The following is a 19,366-nucleotide window of genomic DNA, read 5'->3' on the forward strand; positions in this document are numbered from 1 at the left end:
CCACAGCCACCTCAGCGTCACCCTCAGGCGCCACGAACTCCGCCGCCACACCACCGAACTCCGGCGCCGGCAACGCCTTACGATCGATCTTGCCCACCGGTGTGAGCGGCAGGTCGTCGAGCACCGTGATCGTGGACGGGACCATGAACGAGGGCAGGCTCGTGCGCACGTGCTCGCGCAGCCCCTCCACATCGAGGCCGGTTTCGGCTACGACGTAGGCGGCCAGTGCGGTGGCGGCTGCGCCTCCGACACCCACGACCACCGCGGAATCGACCCCGGCATGGGCGGCCAGCACCGCCTCGATCTCACCCAACTCGATGCGCACGCCGCGCAGCTGTACCTGGAAATCCGAACGCCCGATGTAGTCGAGCACCACATGCCCGTCGGCTCCGTCGCGCCAGCGCGCCAGGTCTCCGGTGCGATACATCCGCGCCCCGTGGGCGCCGTACGGATCGGCCACGAAACGGTCGGCGGTCAGTTCCGGCCGACCGTGGTAGCCACGAGCCAGCGTGCTCCCGGCCACATAGACCTCGCCGGCGACACCCACCGGAACCGGGCGCAGCCGGGCGTCGAGAACCGCAAGCCCCAATCCGCCGATCGGCGGGCCCAGTACCACCGGCTCCCCGGCCACCAGCGGTTCGCTGGTCGTCACCCAGATGGTCGCCTCGGTCGGGCCGTAGACGTTGTGCACACGGGTATGCGCCGACCATGCGTCGATGACGGCTTGCGGCACGGCCTCACCACCGACGGCCAGATCCTGCACCGACGGCAGACCGGCCGGCGCCAGGGTCGCCGCCACCGACGGCGTCAAGAAGGCGTGCGTCACACGATGGGCACGCATGAAGTCCTCGAGCTGTTCGCCGCCCACCGCCCCCGCCGGACGGTAGGCGAGAGTGCCACCGTTGACGGTGGCCAGCAGGATCTCCAGGACCGACGCGTCGAAACTCGGCGACGAGTATCCCAGGACCACAGGATCGGCACCGGCGACGTTGAGCAGCGCCGAGTTCTGCGTGGCCCAGTTCGACAGTCCCATGTGGGTGATCGACACGCCCTTCGGGCGGCCCGTCGAACCCGAGGTGTAGATCAGGTACGCCACATTCTGCAGCCGAACCTCGACCGGGCCCTCGGGCGCGATCGATCGCGCGATGTCCGCGGATACCTCGGGCGCGTCCAGCACGATCCAGTCGATGTCGTCGTGCGGCAGTCCCGCTGACGCATCCGCGATTGTCAGACCCAGTACCGCGGCCGAGTCGGCCACCATGTGTGCCACCCGCTCGGCCGGATAGTCCGGGTCGATCGGCACCCAGCCGGCACCGGCCTTGGCGACCGCCCAGATGGCTGTCAACAGTTCCACCGAACGGGGAATGGCCAACGCCACCAAGGACTCCACGCCGATCCCGCGATCGGTCAGCCAACCCGCCAACCGATCCGAACGTGCATCGAGCTCGGCGTAGGTGAACGATCGCGGACCGTCGAGGCCACCGGCGTCTGTCACGGCCAGACGATCGGTGAAATCATCGGCGGCCTTCGCGAACAACTCGCGCAGCACCACCGGCACCGCGCCCGGACCGCTCCGCACCGGGAGCAGGTCGGCGGCTTCCGCGTCGTCGATCAGGGGGATGTCACCGATGGCCGTCGCAGTATCGGAGGTGCCGGCGTCGAGGACCCGGACCAGTGTGCCGGCGATCCGCGCCGCCGTCGCCTCGTCGAACAGGTCGGTCGCATAATCGACAGATCCCAGCCACTCGTCGCCCTCGCCCGCCGACGCCACAGTGAAGGTGAGATCGACTCTCGCGGCGACCTCTGGGGCATCCAGCGCTGAGACTTCCAGCCCGGCGACAGCGACGCCTGCCTCGGCGAGCGAGGCGCCCGGATCGAAGGACAGCAGCACCTGCGTCAGGGGTGCGAACGCCTCGCTCCGCACCGGATCGACGGCATCGACGACGGCCTCGAACGGCACGTCGGCGTGGGCGAACGCATCCAGGTCGGTGCGCTTGACCAGCTCGAGGAACTCCCCGAAGGACACCTCGCTCTCGACGGCTGTCCGCAGCACCAGTGTGTTGACGAACATGCCCACCAACGGTTCGAGCACCGCCTGACCGCGGCCCGCAATCGGGGTCCCGATCGACACGTCATCGGTGCCGGCCAACCGCGCCAACACCACCGACAGCGCGGCATGCACCACCATGAACGGCGTGAGAGCGCGCTCACGAGCCACCTGAGACACCCGTGCGCCCACCTCGGGAGGGATAGCGAATGTCAACCGGGCGCCCCGGCCGGATGCGACCGCGGGCCGTACCCGATCGACCGGCAGATCCACGACGTCCGGTGCACCGGTCAATGCCGCGCGCCAGAACTCCAACTGGCGGCCCACCACCGACTGCGGGTCCTCTGGCGTGCCCAGCACCTCGTGCTGCCAGATCGCGAAATCGGCGAACTGCACCGGCAACGGCTCGAACACCGGTGCCGCACCCGCGGCCCGCGCGCCGTAAGCGCTCACCAGATCCACCACCAACGGCTTCATCGACTCACCGTCGGCCGCGATGTGGTGGACCACCACGGCCAGCAGGTACTCACGTTCACCCGCCTGCCACAGGCGCACCCGCAACGGCCACTGCGACGACACATCGAATCCGGTGACGACCGCTGCCTCGATCAGCGCGCGCGAGGACACCGTCTGGAAGTCGAGCCGGGCCGCGATGGCCTCGACCGTGGCGATCTGCTGGAACGGAACCCCGTCGACGTCCGGGTAGGTGGTGCGCAACACCTCATGGCGCGCGACCACATCGGCCACCGCGGCTCGCAGTGAGTCGACATCGAGATCGCCGGTCAACCGCAGAACGGTCGGAATGTTGTAGGTCGCCAGGTCGGGCTCGAGGCGATTGATGAACCACATCCGCCGCTGGGCGAAGCTCAACGGCACGCGCTCCGGACGCGCGACCACAGCCGTCACCGGCGCAAGGCCACCGGCCCCGGCGTCCACAGCTGCGGCGAGTGCGCGCACCGTAGGCGTGGCGAACACGTCACGCACCGAGATGTCGGCCCGCAGCATGTCGGAAGCTCGAGCGGCCACCCGGGTGGCCGACAACGAGTTGCCGCCGATATCGAAGAAGGAGTCGACAGTGCTGACCCGGTCGACGCCGAGCACGTCCGCGATCACCTCGGCGAGCACCTGCTCGACCGGTGAGGTCGGCGCCACGTATTCGAGAGCACCCTCGAGCGCGTCGGGAACCGGCAGCGCCGCCCGATCCAGTTTGCCGTTCGCCGTCAGCGGCAGCTGGCCGATCACCGTGATCTGGTCGGGCACCATGTAGCCCGGCACCGATCGTGCGGCCCGTTCGCGAACTGCCGAGGTGTCGAGTTCGACGCCCTCGTCGGCCACCACATAGCCGACCAGTTGAGTCCCGCCCGTGCCGACGTCGGCCAGCCGCGCGGCCGCGGCGACCACTCCGGAGGCGGCCAGCATGGCGGCCTCGATCTCACCGAACTCGATCCTGAAGCCGCGCAACTGAACCTGCGTGTCACTGCGCCCGAGGTATTCGATGTCGAACCCGGCGCGGCGAGCCAGGTCACCGGTGCGGTACATGCGGGCGCCGGTCGTCGAATAGGGATCGGCGACGAACCTGGCAGCCGTCAGTTCCGGACGGTTGAGATAACCCTGGGCCAATTGCCCACCGGTGACATACATTTCGCCGACCACACCGTCGGGCACGGGTCGCAGTCGAGAATCGAGAATGTGGATGCCCAACGACGACAGCGGCCGTCCGATGAAGCTCGGGTCCCCGGCGACGACGTCATCGCGATCGAGCGAGCGGAAACTCACGTGGACAGTCGTCTCGGTAATGCCGTACATGTTGATCAGTCGGGCGGAATCATCGGGATGGTCGTCGAACCAGCGCCGTACCTGCTCGAAGCTCAATTCCTCGCCACCGAACACGATGTAGCGCAACGACAACCGGATCGCCCGGCGCCTGACGGCCTCGGCGAACTGATAGAAGGCCGACGGCGTCTGCGAAAGCACCGTGACCTCCTCCGCGGCCAGCAGCCCGGCGAAACCCTGCGGGTCCCTGGCGAGGTCGCGATCGACGACGACCACGCGCGCGCCGGTCACCAACGGGCCGAACAGTTCCCACACCGAGAAGTCGAACGCGTAGGAATGGAACATCGTCCACACGTCGTCGTGCCGGAACTCGAAGTCGCCCGCCGCGGTGTCGAGCAGGGTCACGATGTCGGCATGGGTGATCTCGACGCCCTTGGGTCGTCCGGTCGAGCCGGAGGTGTAGATCACGTAGGCCCTGGCCTGCGCGGGCACCCGCGCCGGCGCGAACGAGATCTCGCCGGAGTCGACTGCGGGACCGGTCAGCGTCGCCACATCGACGACCAACGAATCCGCCGTTCGGTCCCACACCTCGAGGGCGGCGGTCGACGAGTCGACGACCACCACCGTCGGCTGAGCGTCGGCCACGATATAGGCAAGGCGTTCGGCGGGGTTGGTCGTGTCGAGCGGCAGATAGGCGGCACCCGTCTTGAGAACACCCAGGATGGTCGCCACCAGCTCGGTGGTTCGACCGGTCGCGACTCCTACCAGGTGTCCCGGCGCGACGCCACGTGCGACCAGACTCGCCGCGATCTGCGAGGACCGCGCGTCGAGGGCGCGATAGTCCAGCGTGTCCGACGCCCCGTCGAGACCGGACGCCGTCACGGCACCTCTATCGGCAAAGGCGACAACCGAATCGGCAAAGAGGTCGACCAGGGTGCGGCCGGCGTTGGGAGTCGCCGCCACGGGTGGAACGATCTCGCGTCGATAGTCGTGTTCGTCGGCGAGCGCGATGTCCGCGGTGACCGCGTCCGGCCGGTGCACGACGGTGTCGAGGATCCGCGTGAGCATCGCGACGATACCGGCGACGCGATCGTCGTCGAACGCCGTCGGCAGGTACTTCAGCTTCAGCTCGAAGCAGTCGCCGGCCTTGGCCGTCACGAAAGACAGGGGGTAGTGCGTCGCGTCACGCGACCACACGTCGGCAACCGCCAGATTCCCGCCGAGCGCCGAGTCGGCGCTCTTGATCGAGTCGGCGTCCACCGGGTACGACTCGTGGACGGCCAGGGTGTCGAAGAGGACGGGGGCCCCGACGGCCGCCATGATCTCCGACAGACCCAGGTGCTGATGATCGAGCACCGCGACCCGGGCGGTGTGCAGCCGGTCGAGCACCTCGCCGATGGTCGCATCCGGGTCGACGTCGACGACGGACGGCAGCGTATTGATGAACAGCCCGACCATGGCGTCGACACCGTCGAGCTCGGCGGGGCGCCCGGAGACCGTCTCGCCGAATGCGACGACCTGGTTGCCGGTCAGCCGGGACAGGACGACCGCCCAGGCGAATTGCAGGATCACCGCGACGGTGACGCCCCGTTCGCGGGCGAGTTGCTCGATCTCGAGACTCAGTCGGGACTCGAGCACGACCGCGTGGTCACGCGGCATGGCGTCGACCGTCGCCTCCGAGACCCTCGACACCAGGGTGGGACCACTGAGCGGGGCCAACAACTCGCGCCATGCTGCAAGGCTCGCGCGGTCGTCGCTCTGGGCGGGCAGCGCAAGGAAATCGGCGAAGTCGGTTCCCGCGGTGTTGATCTGGCCGGTGTAGGTCTCCCCGGTGGCGTACAGAGCGAGCAGGTCGGCGATCAGCAGAGGTGACGACCAGCCGTCGATGAGGATGTGGTGACTGGTGACCACGAGTCGCAACCCGGAGTCTGTGCGCACCGCCACCAGGCGGATCAGCGGCGGGGTGGCGAGGTCGAAAGGTGTGCACCTTTCGGCGTCCGCGATCTCGGCGACCCGGTCGGCGATCACCTCATCGGTGGCGTCATCGAGGTCGACGACCTCCCAGCCGACGTCCACACGTGGCGGTACCACCGCGACCACTGTGCCGCTGGCTGCGCGGACGTAGCCCGAGCGCAGTACCCGGTGATGGTCGAGCAGGGCCTGGGCTGCGCGGTGCAGGCGGTCGATGTCCACCTCGCCGTCGAGGTGCAGAACCGCTTGTGCGACATACACATCGACCAAGGACTCCGCACCGGCGACGAACTCGGCCTGGAAGACGAACCCGCGTTGCAGCGGTGTCAGCGGCCATACCGCGGCACCAGGATACCGATCGGCGAGGAGATCCAGATCGTGTTGTGTGACCTCGGTTCCCGCCACGTCCGAGGGGGACAGGCCCGGGTCTCCCACGGCATCGACGTGAGCCACGATCGCGGCCAGCTCGCCGGTCCAGCGGCGTGCGAGATCGGTGATCGCGGCCGACTCGAACAACGCACCCGGGTAACCGAATACCGCGGAGAACCGGCGGCCGGCCTCGTCGGCGACGGTGCCCACGTTGACGGTCAGCACGCTGGTCGCGACCATGGCGCCGCGCACCGTGCCCGGCATCATCGGCGCGTCGGCGGCCGGCAGCAGGTCTCCACCCGGACCGTCGCCCTCCGGGACGCCACCTCCCGAGACGTTGCCCAGGTAGTTGAAGCTGATCGTCGGCAGCGGCCGGGCGGCGAGCTCGGGGCTCGCGCCGAAACGCAGCAGCCCGAACCCGATGCCCTGATCGGGGGCGGCGCGGCGTTCCTCCTTGGCTGCTTTCACCGCGTGTTCGACATCATCGGAGGGGTCGACGAGGAAGGGTGCGATCGTGGTGAACCAGCCCACCGTGCGCGACAGATCCGCGCGAACCGGATTCGCCCCCTGCGCCACCACCTCCTCGTACCGGCCATGGCCTTCGACGAGCAACGCCACCGGCGCATCGTCGGCGATGCCGTGCGCACGTTGCCACGACCGCACGGCGCGGGCCAGAGCGGCGATGAGCGGATCGTTGACCGCGCCACCGAACGCCTGCGGGATCGTGGTCAGGATCGATTCGGTGACCTGTGCGGGCACCTCCTCCACCACGGTCTGCACAGTCGCGGCGCGGTCGCGGCGCCGATCGAACTCGACCCCGAGATCGGTCGTCGTGCAGCGGGCCAGCCAGTGGTCGAGTTCGGCGCCGTGCTCGGCGGTCCGCTCCGACAGCGCGGTCGCCCACGCTCGCACGGACGTCACCTCCGGGCGCAGGAGATACGGCTGGCCGGCACTGCGTTGCACCCACGTCGTGATCAGGTCTTCGACCACTGCCCGCCATGACACCGCGTCGACCACGAGGTGATGGATGACGAGCACCACCCGCGCCGGACCGTCCGCGTCGGCCACCAGGACCGCCTCGACATTGCGTCCGCGCGCGGGATCCAATCGGGCGGAGGCCTGTTCGAATGCAGACACCAGGTCGTCGTCGAAGGCCTGCCCTCCGACTCGAGAGGCCGAGGTCAGTCCGGTCACGCCGCTGTGGCCCACGCCGGTCTGCAGTACCCACTCGCCGTCGACCTCGGTCAACGACGCCCCCAGCATCGGGTGCGCGGCGATCACCGCATCGAGCATCTCACCGAGGGCAGCGATGGTGAGGCCTGCCGGGGCCACCAGCACGACCGACTGCGAGAAGTCGTCGAAATCCTCTGGGGTGTCGCTCAATTCGAGCATCCACGACACGATCGGAAGCAACGGGACCCGGCCGTCCTCGCCGACGGGTTCGGCGAGGTCGGCGAGCGCCGTCGAGGTGTCGCCGGCTACCGCGGCGATCTTCCGAATCGTCTTGTGCTCGAAGATCTCCCGGGGTGACAGTGTGATGCCCGCCGCCCGCGCCGCGGACGCGAGCTGAATCGACATGATCGAGTCACCACCGAGGGCGAAGAACGACTCGGTCACGCTCACCTGCTCGACACCGAGCAGGCCGGCGACAATGGCCGCCAACTGCGTCTCGGCTTGGGTCCGCGGCGGCTCATATTCGGCCGAGAGACCTCGTTCCGGCGCCGGCAGCGCACGACGATCCAGCTTGCCCACCGGGGTCAGCGGCAACACGTCCAGTGGCATCAGACTCGCCGGGACCATGTAATCGGGCAGGCGTTCGACCAGCGACGAGCGCAGCTCGGTCATCTCCACCGGTTCGGTGAGGACCACGTAGCCGGCCAGCGCAGAAATCTTCTGCACGCCGACGTCGACCGGCCGGCCGTCGGTCCCGATACCCACCACGACGGCCGACTTCACCGCCGGATGAGCCGTCAGTGCCGCTTCGACCTCACCTGTTTCGATGCGCAGGCCGCGCAGCTTGACCTGATCGTCGCTGCGACCGACGTAGTCGGCCACGAGTTGACCGGCGGCGTTCTGCCGCCAGCGCACCACGTCACCGGTTCGGTACATCCGCGCGCCCGGTGCGCCGAAGGGAGTTGCCACGAACCGATCAGAGGTCAGCCCAGGGCGACCGAAGTAGCCGCGCGCCAGCGCGCCGCCGAGGATGTACAGGTCGCCCGGCACACCCACCGGCACCGGGCGCAGTCGATTGTCGAGCACCACGAATCCGACCCCGGCGATCGGACCGCCCATGCTCACCGGCTCTCCGACCGACATCGGCGTGCTGATACTCACCACGATCGTGGTCTCGGTCGGCCCGTACATGGTCTGGGTACGGCGCAGCGGTGCCCAGGTGTCGCGGAGTGTCGGCGGTACCGCCTCACCGCCGACGTACACCGTCCGCAGCGTCGGCAGGACCGCGGGGTCGAGCGTCGCCAGCACCGTCGGTGTGAGGAAGATATGGGTCACGGCCTGCCGCATGATGTAGTCGGCAAGCTCGGTGCCGCCGACCGCGTCGGCCGCGCGGTAGATCAGTGCACCTCCGCTGACGGTCGCCAGCAGATACTCGAGAACCGAGCCGTCGAAGCTCGGCGAGGCGAACCCGAGCACGCGTGAATACTCATCAGCGCTCGCCAGACGTACTTCCTCGCGCGCGAAGTTGGCCAGGCCTCGGTGGCTGACCACGACCGCCTTGGGCCGACCCGTCGATCCCGAGGTGTAGATCATGTACGCGGTGTTGTCGATCCTGACCGGGCGCAGTCGCTCATCCGCGGTCAGCGGGCCATCGGCGAGCCCGGCGATCTCGCCGGCGACCGCTGGGTCGTCGATCCGAGTCCACTCGAATTCCCGCTCCGGTAGATCTGCCGTAGCCGCCAGAGACACGCCGAGGACCGCACCGGAATCCTCGACCATCGTCGCCACTCGCTCCGGCGGATAATTCGGATCGATGGGAACATAGGCGCCGCCGGTCTTGGCCACGGCCCAGATGGCGGTCAGCAGCACAGCCGACCGTCCGATCGCGAGAGCCACGCGGTCTTCGGTGCCGATCCCCCGGGCGATGAGCCACCGCGCCAATCGATTCGAACGTGCATCGAGTTCGGCGTAGGTGAGCGTGGCTCCTTCGGAGTCGACCACGGCCTGTCGCATCGGATGCGATCGAGCAGCTGCCGTGAACACCTCCGACAGCAGCTCGGGTGCGCTGCCCGGGCCCCCCGTCACCACGGCCTTTGCGGCTTCTTCGTCGATGACCTGCTCGGCGGGTGCCGACTCGGCGGGCGCCGACACCACCGCGGCGGCAGCAGCAACGGCCGCGAGATCGGTCACGTCATCGAGAGTGATGTCGCCGACGGCGACGGCGGTGTCGGCGACGGCGCTGTCCAGAACGCGCACCAGGCGTCGCGCGAAGCCCGCGACGGTCGTCTCGTCGAACAGATCTGTGGCATAGATGATCGAGCCGCTCCATGCACCCTCGTCGGCCGGCATCACACTGATGAGCAGGTCGACGCGGGCAGGCACGCTCTCGGTGACGACCGGGCTCACCCGCAGGCCGGCCACCTCGCCCGCGGCCAGGTTCGCGCCGGCGAGTTCGGGCACCGCCTGCTGATCGAAGGTCAGCCACACCTGTGACAGCGGCGCGAAGGCGGCCGACCGGTTCGCGCCGACGGCCTCGACGATCGAGTCGAAGGCGACGTCGGCATTGGCGAAGGCGTCGAGATCCGTCGCCCTGGCGCCGGCGAGAACATCGGCGAAGGACACATCGGCATCGATCTGAGTGCGCAGCACCAGTGTGTTGACGAACATGCCGATCAGCGGATCGAGCACGGCCTGTCCACGTCCTGCGACGGGGGTGCCGATGGCGATATCACGTTCGGCACTCAGCCGCGACAGGAGTACGGCCAGCGCTGCGTGCACGACCATGAACTCGGTCGCGCCCGCGCTTTGCGCCAGCGCGCCGATCCGGGCGGCCACCTCGTCGGGGATGTCGAAATCCCATCGCGCGCCGCGCTTTCCCGCCACCGCGGGCCTGGGCCGGTCGGTCGGAAGATCGATGACCTCGGGCACACCCCTGAGCTGCTCGGTCCAGTAGGCGAGTTGGCGCCCGACGACCGAATCCGGATCCTCTGTGCTCCCGAGTACGCGCTGCTGCCACAGCGCGAAATCGGCGAATTGCACTACCAGCGGCTCGAATTGCGGCTCACGTCCGTCATGCCGGGCCTGATATGCGGCCACGAGGTCGGTGATCAGCGGCGCCAGCGATTCGCCGTCGGAGGCGATGTGGTTGGCCACCACGGCAACCACATGCTCGTCGGCCGAAACCTGCCACAGCCGGACTCGTATCGAGAACTCGCTACTGACGTCGAATCCCGTTGCGGCTGCTTCCTCGACGGCGCCCTGTGATTCGACTATCTGCCAGTCGATTTCGGCATCGGCAGGTGCGACCTGCTGTTCCGGGCGGCCGTCCACGGCGGGGAATCGAGTTCGCAGGATCTCATGACGGCGCACCAGGTCGCCCACCGCGGCCCGCAGGGCGGACGCGTCCAGCGGTCCGGAAAGGCGGAGCACGATCGGGATGTTGTACGCGGCGGATGCCGGATCCAGCTGGTTGACGTACCACATACGCTGCTGCGCCAACGACAACGGAATGTGTTGTGGTCGCGGCACCACCGCGGTGACCGGCGGCAGCGCCGACGACCGACCGGATACCTCGGCCACCAGTTCGCGCACGGTGGGCGCATCGAACACGTCACGTACCGATACCTCGACGTCCAATGCTTCGCTGACCCGGGCGACCAGACGCATCGCGGACAGCGAGTTGCCGCCGGCATCGAAGAACGACTCGGTCACCGACACGCGTTCGACACCGAGGAGGGCGGCGTAGATTTCCGCGACCTGCCGTTCGGCATCTGACCCGGGACCGACGTACTCGACAGCCTCGAACGTCGGCTCCGGCAGGGCACGGCGGTCGATCTTGCCGGCACTGCTGAGCGGCATCTCGGACGACGCGATCCACGCCGTGGGGACCATGTACTCGGGCAGACGCCGTGCCAGATCGGCGGCGACGCGCTCGGTGTCGACCGTTGCCGGCGTCACATATCCGACGAGTCGCGCACCCGACGCCCCGGTGATGAGACGGACCGCTGCATTGCCGACGCCGGGCACCGCGGCGATGGCGGCCTCGACCTCGCCGAGCTCCAACCGCTGACCGTGCAGTTTGACCTGGAAATCGGTTCGGCCGATGTAGTCGAGTCGACCGTCGGACGTCCAGCGCACCAGGTCACCGGTGCGGTAGAGCCGATCCCCCGCCGATCCTTGCGGGTCTGCCACAAACCTTTCCGCGGTCAACCGAGGTTGCCCGGCGTATCCGCGCGCCACCTGGATGCCTCCGACATAGAGCTCGCCGGGAACACCCACCGGAACGGGCTCGAGGTGCACGTCCAGAACACGTACCGTCGTGTTCCAGATCGGACGCCCGACCAGCGGCGGGGCTCCTGCCTCGACGATCTCGTTCAACACGTACTTCGTCGTCTCGGTCGGCCCGTACTGGTTGATGAGGTCCGTGTGCGGCAATACCTCGTTGACCAGCGTGGCCAATGACGGCAGGAGTGCTTCACCGCCGGCGATGAGACACCGCAGCGACGACAGCTGCTCGGCCCTGGCCGCGGTGTTCTCCTCGAACAGCGCCGACCACACCGCCGGCACCGCATCGACGGCGCCGATCTGTTCGGAGTGGATGAGCTCGGCAAGATACTCGACGTCCCGGTGACTTCCGGGGCGAGCGATCACCAGCTTGGCACCCGAGATCAACGTCCAGAACAGCTCCCACACCGACGCATCGAAGGTGAACGGCGTCTTGTGTGCAGCGACTGTGACATCGCGGCTCGAAAGCAGGTCGTCGGTGAAGGCGAGAATGTGCCGGAAGGAGCGATGGGAGACCGTCACGCCCTTGGGCCGGCCGGTCGACCCCGAAGTGTAGATCGTATACACAGCGTGATCGGGCAAGAGTCTGCCGAGTCGCTCGGAGTCGTCGACCGGCGCGACGTCCAGATCCACCGCGACGTCGGCATCGACCTGCACGACCGGAAGTGCGGCCAAGCCCGCCAGGGCGGCAGGACGCACTCCGGCCTGGATGAGAACCGCTGCCGTCCCGGCAGTCTCGGCCATGTAGGCGGCACGATCGGCGGGTGTGTCCGGCGCCACCGGGACGTACTGGCCACCCGCGGCGACCACCGCGTGCAGCGCGACGAGCAACTCCACGCTTCGATCGATACACACCACGACCGCAACGTCCGGACCCACTCCGGCAGCCACGAGTTCGCGTGCCAACACCGCGACCCTCGCGCCGAACTCGGCGAAAGTGACCTCACGTCCCTCGAACACGAGCGCGACAGCGTTCGGAGTTGCCGACACCTGGGCGGCGACCGCGTCGGCGACCGTACCGCCGACGGTGTCGACCACGTCACCGGCTTCCCAACCGGCGACGGCCGCGCGTTCGTCCGGCAGCAAGGCTGACGCCCGTCCGAGCGCACGCATCGGTTCCTGCGTCACCGCGTCCAACACCGAAACCAGACGCGCCGCGAACTCCTCGACCGTCGTCGGCTCGAAGAGGTCGGTCTCGTAGGTGATCGTTCCGGTGAAGGGCCCACGGTCACCTGCCACCAGCTCGACGTCCAGGTCGACCTTCGCCGGGAGGTCGTCGAACTCGACGGGCGAAACGGACAGTCCCCCAGCCAGTTCGACGGCAGCCATGGAATCTGCGACGTGGTCCCGGTCGGTGTTGAAGGTCAGCATGACCTGAGCAAGCGGCGCGAACGACCGAGAACGCACAGGATCAACGGCTTCGACGACCGACTCGAACGGCACGTCCGCATGCGCGAATGCGTCCAGGTCTGTTCTCCGAACCGACTCCAGAAGCGATCGGAACGTGTCGGTCGACTCGTACTCGGTTCGCAACACCAGGGTGTTGACGAACATACCCACGAGCGGATCGAGCGCGGGCTGCCCCCGACCCGCGACCGGCGTGACGATCGCGATATCCGCGGTACCGGACAGCTTGCCGAGGAGCACCGTCAGCGCGGCATGCACCACCATGAACGGCGTGACGGAAGCCGACCGGGCAACGCCACGGATCCGGTCGGCAAGCTCGGGGTTCACCTGGAAGGCAACGCGAGCACCGCGCCCCGACAGCGCAGCCGGACGCGGGCGATCGGTGGGCAACTCCAGCACCGGAGGGAGGCCGAGCAGCTGTCCCTTCCAGTACGCGAGTTGGGCGCCGATCACCGACTCCGGGTCCTCCGGCGATCCGAGCACCTCGTGCTGCCAGATCGCGTAGTCCGCGTACTGCACCGTCAACGGCGAGAACTGTGGCACCTCATTCGCCGACTCGGCAAGGTAGGCGGTCACGATGTCGGCGATCATCGGCTTGATCGACTCGCCGTCGAAAGCGATGTGATGGGCGACCACCGCCAGCACGTGCTCGCCGGGGGCCGATTGCCACAGTCGCACCCGCAGCGGCCACTGCGAGGTGACGTCGAACCCGGCCATCACGGCGGCCATCACCTCGGCCTGCGAATCGACGACCCGCCAATCCAGCCGATCGTCGACCAGCTCCGCCCCGGCGATTCGTTGGAAGGGCACGCCGTCCACATCAGGGAACGTCGTACGCAGCACCTGGTGCCGAGCCACCACGTCGACGAGAGCCGCCCGCATGGCTGCGACATCCAGATCACCGGTCAGCCGCAGGACTGCCGGGATGTTGTAGGTCGGCAACTCTGGCTGCAGGCGATTGATGAACCACATCCGCAGCTGGGCGAACGACAACGGCACTTGTTCGGGCCGCGGCACCGCCCGCACCGGCGGCAAGGCGGAAGTGCGGCCGGCGGCGGCCGCGACGAGTGCACGCACGCTCGGCGCGCCGAACACGTCGCGGACCGAGACCTGGGCATCGAGGGCGGCGCCTACGCGGGCGACCAACCGCATCGCCGACAACGAATTGCCACCCAGGTCGAAGAACGACTCGGTCACCGACACCTGCTCGTGACCGAGCAGATCAGCGAACACCGCCGCCACCGCCACCTCGGCCTCGCCTTCCGGCGCGACGAAGGTGACCTGCAACGACTCGAAATCCGGCGCAGGCAACGCGCGACGATCCAGCTTGCCCGAGGTGCTGAGAACGACATCGCTCATCAGCGTCCACACCGTCGGCCGCATGTACTCGGGCAGATGCGACGCCACGTAGGCCTTGATCGCGTCCATGTCCACCGTCGCCGGCGACACATAGCCGACCAGGAATTCCCCGCGGGCCTCGGTGGCGGCCACCGTTGCCGCGGCATGAACCACACCGGGCGCACCCGCGATCACGGCCTCGATCTCGCCCAGCTCGATGCGCTGCCCGCGCAACTTCACCTGGAAATCGGTGCGGCCGAGATACTCGATCGCGCCGGACGCATTCCACCGCACCAGATCGCCTGTCCGATACAGTCGGCCGCCTGAGAGTGCGAAGGGGTCGGCGACGAACCGCTGCGCCGTCAGTGCGGGTTGCGCCGCGTAGCCGCGCGCCAGCTGTACGCCACCGAGATACAACTCGCCGGGGACCCCCACCGGCACCACGTTCAAGCGCCGGTCGAGAACGTAGGTGCTCGTGTTGGCGACCGGGCGACCGATCGTCACCGACTCGTCACCCGGACGGATCCGTGCAGCGGTGACGTCGACGGCGGCCTCGGTCGGACCGTAGAGGTTCACAAGCGCCACCGCGGGCAGCGCCGCCAGTAGTTCATGTGCGGTCACCGGGGTCAACGCCTCACCCGAAGTGAACACGTACTGCAGCGAGGTCAGTTCGCCGACCCGATCACCGAGCACATCGACGAATACCGACAACATCGACGGCACGAAGTGCACCACCGACACCTGCTCCGCGGCGATGACCCGTGCCAGATACTGCGGGTCGCGGTGACCGTCCGGTACGGCGATCACCAGAGGTGCCCCGACGATCATCGGCAGGAACAACTCCCACACAGACACGTCGAAGGTGTAGGGCGTCTTCAGCAGGAACCGCTGATTCGAATCCAGGCCGTAATCGTCGGCCATCCACGACAACCGGTTCGCCACCGCACCATGCGACACGGTCACACCCTTGGGCACCCCCGTCGACCCCGAGGTGTACAACGTGTACAGACCGTGCGGTTCACGCAGCGACGACACCCGTTCGGCATCGGTCACCGGCGCGACGGACATGTCTACCGCACCGGACGCATCGACCTCGATCAGCGTGACCGGAATACCGGCCAGACCGGAGACCCGTGACTCATGCGCGGCCACCAGAACCAGTTCTGCGCCCGCCGTCGCCAGCATCACGGCCGCACGCTCACTCGGCACCTGCACGTCCAGCGGTACATACCGGCCGCCCGCCGCGGTCACCGCATGCACGGCGACCAGAAGCTCCACACTGCGGTCCATGCAGATGCCGACCGCCACCTCCGGGCCCACACCTGCGCCGATCAGCTGCCGGGCCAGCGAGGCGACCCGAGCGCCGAACTCCCGATAGGACACCTCACGTTCGGCGAACACCAGCGCCTTCGCATCCGGCGATGCCGCGACCCGGTCGGCAACGAGATCCGCGATCGACCTCGACGGCACTCCCACCACCGGACCCGTGGAGATGGCCAGCACTGCGGACTCCTGCGAATCATCAAGCAGCACAACGTCGCCTACCGCCGACGCGGTTTCCGCAGTCAACTGCGAGAGTACGCCGACGAACCACTGCGCCATTCGCGCGCCGCTCGCGTCGTCGAACAGGTCGGTCGCGAAGACCAACACACCCGACCAGTCCGAACCGGGCCGGGCTGAATGCAGGCGGAACGTCAGGTCGACTTGCGCAGGCACAAAGGGTGGTTCGAGTTCGGTGACCTGCACCCCTGCCACCGAGGCATCCACCGTGGACACCGACGCCGCCGGATCGAAGGACAGCATGACTTGAGCGATCGGAGCGAAGGCCTCACTGCGCACCGGGTCCACGGCGTCCACGACGGTCTCGAACGGCACGTCGGCATTGGCGAACGCGTCCAGGTCTGAAACCCGCACCCGCTCGACGAGACTCGCGAAGGACTCGTCTGGGTTCACCACGGTGCGCAACACCAGCGTGTTCACGAACATGCCCACCAGGTGGTCCAGGGCGGCCTGGCCGCGCCCGGCGATCGGTGTCACGATCGCAATGTCCTCGGTGGCGCTCAAGCGCGCCAGCAGCACACTCAACGCCGCGTGGACGACCATGAAGGGTGTCAGATCGAACTCGCGCGCGACCTTTCCGATGCGCGCGGCCACCTCCGCGGGAACCGCGAAGTGGTGCTCGGCGCCGATAGTCGATGGCACCTGCGGACGTGGACGATCCGTCGGCAATTCCAGCACGTCGGGCACGCCGGCCAGCGTCGAGCGCCAGTATCGCACCTGTTGCGCGACCACCGAGTCGGCGTCGTCGGCCGAGCCGAGCACCTCATGCTGCCAGATCGCATAGTCAGCGAATTGCACTCGCAACGGCGCGAATTCCGGGTCGCGGCCCTCACGGCGTGACACGTAGGCCGCCAGGATGTCGGCGACCAACGGCAGCATCGACTCACCGTCAGCCGCGATGTGATGCACCACGACCCCGAAGACCAGTTCGCCGGGACCGATCCGCTGGAGCACGACACGCAACGGCCACTGCTCGGTGACGTCGAATCCCTCGGTGACCGTTCGTGCCAGATCATCGGCGCTGAGCACCTCGCGCCAGACGAGTTCGGCCGCCACCGCCTCGATCGGCGAAACCACCTGCCGGGGCTGACCTTCCACGGCAGGGAAGGTCGTGCGCAGGATCTCCTGCCGCACCACCACATCGGCGACCGCCGCGCGCAGCGCGGCCACATCGACGTCACCGGTGAGCCGCAGGATCACCGGGATGTTGTATGTGGGCACCGACGGATCGAACTGATTGATGAACCACATCCGTTGCTGGGCGAAAGACAACGGCACAATCTCCGGCCGCGGCACGGCCGCAGTGATCGGCGCCAGACTCGGTGCGGCGTCCGCGGCGCGAATCGCGAACTCCCGAACCGTGGGAGCCTCGAAGAGGTCTCGAAGGTTGAGTTCGACGCCGAGATCCTCACTGGCCCGGCCGACGATCCGCGCGGCCAGCAGCGAACTGCCGCCGAGATCGTGGAACGACTCGATCACGCTGAGGCGTTCGACGCCGAGCACCTCGGACACGATCGCGGCGAGCCGCTCCTCGACCGGGCTCGCCGGCGCGACGTAGTCGACCGAGGAGACGAAGACGGGCTCCGGCAGTGCACGGCGATCGAGTTTCCCGTTGACGTTCAGCGGAAGCTCGTCGAGCACCATGACCGTGTCCGGAACCATGTAGTCGGGCACCTTGGATGCCGCCGAACGCCGGATCGCGGCACCATCGAGTGGCGTTGCTTCCCGATCACCGGGGACGACGTAGCCCACCAGCCGATCTGTGCCGCCGGCCCGCGGCTTGATCGCCGCGGCCGCCGAATCCACACCGGGAGCCGACAACAATGCGGCCTCGACCTCGCCGAGTTCGATGCGGTAACCGCGAAGCTTCACCTGATCGTCGGCACGGCCCAAGAACCGCAGGCTGCCGTCACGGAAGAGCGCGACGTCGCCCGACAGGTACATCCGATCACCCGGGGCGCCGAACGGGTCGGCGACGAATCGCGTTGCATTCATCCCGAATCGGCCGGCGTAGCCGATGGCCAGCTGATCACCCGCGATGTACAAGTCGCCGGGCACCCCGTCGGGCACCTTCGCCAGCCGGGAGTCGAGCACATACACCCGTGACCCCGGCAGCGCGGTACCGACGTCGCCGGCCGACTCGGCGACGAACTGCGGGCTCAGCCGGCGGCGAGTCATGTACACGGTGGCCTCGGTCGGGCCGTACATGTTGTTCAGCTCGGGTCCGTCGTCGCCGTCGGCGGCCTGTCGGTCGGTATACCAGCGTCGGACCTGCTCGAAGTCGAGGGCCTCGCCGACGAAGATCATCGACCGCAGCGAACGAGGCAGCGTGCGACGCGCCGGTTCCCGAACCACGGCGGCGAGCTGGTAGAACGCCGACGGCGTCAGGTTGACGACAGAGACATGCTCACGTTCCAGGGTGTCGACCAAGGCCGCTGGGTCGCGTGTGGTGGCACTGTCGACCACCACAAGGCGGCCGCCGACCGCGAGCGGCATCCAGATCTCGCCGACCGACAGGTCGAACGCGTACGAATGACACATCGACCACACATCGTCGTGGCTGTAGTCGTACTCGCGACCCATGGCGGCGAACAGCGACACCAGGGCGCGATGTGCGACTGCGACGCCTTTGGGCGTTCCGGTCGAACCCGACGTGTAGATGATGTAGGCCGGATGTGCGGGATCGACCCGGGCCGGAATCCGCCCGCGCAGCTCGGCGGTGGACCTGGCCGACTGCGCCTCGACGGTGACGAACGGAACCGGAGATTCGGCCCAGTCGGCGATCGTCTCACCGTCGGCGAGCACCAGCAGCGGGCCGGCGTCAGCGATGATCGTGGCCAGGCGGTCACGGGGATGCGATCGGTCCAGCGGGAGGTAGGCTGCGCCGGTCTTGACCACGCCGAGCAGAGCGATGATCAACTCGGCATCCCGGGGCAATGCGATGCCGATGCAGGTCTGCGGACCGGCTCCATCGGCGATGAGTCCCGCGGCCAGCGCATCCGAACGCTCGTCCAGTTCACGGTAGCTGATGGTGGTGCCGGCCGAATCGGTCACCGCCGGTCGGTCCTGGAATCGGGCGGCCACCGAACGGAACACCCCGGGCAGCGACCCCAAATCGGTGGACCGGACCAGCTCGAGGACCCCGCGGCGTACCTCGGCGATCGCGCGAGTGGCAGCCTCTCCGGCGTCGGCCGGCGCAACACCGCCGGCGACCAGCACGGGGGTGATGCCCGCACGGACGGCCGCATCCGATTCCATTCCCTGGGCTTCGAATACGCCGACGAGGGGCGCTACCCGGGCATTCAGTTCACCAAAGGTGACCTGACCGGTAGGTCCGGTGAACGCCGGCGACCCGGGCGCAACAATCGCAGCGAACGCAAGCAAGTCGGTCGTGGCAGGCGCGGAGCCCAGCATGCGTGCGAAGGCGCGATTCAAGTCGTTCCA

At 68.1% G+C, this 19,366-nt stretch carries 1 protein-coding gene; it reads right to left on the reverse strand.

All coding sequences use genetic code 11. The features are described 5' to 3' along the window. Nucleotides 1–19,357: non-ribosomal peptide synthase/polyketide synthase (locus ACWETB_RS22680; RefSeq protein ID WP_452213805.1), on the reverse strand; the 19,357-nt coding region annotated here is incomplete at its 3' end. Nucleotides 19,358–19,366 lie beyond the last annotated feature (9 nt).

It is taken from the genome of Gordonia sp. NPDC003950 (genome assembly GCF_053605205.1).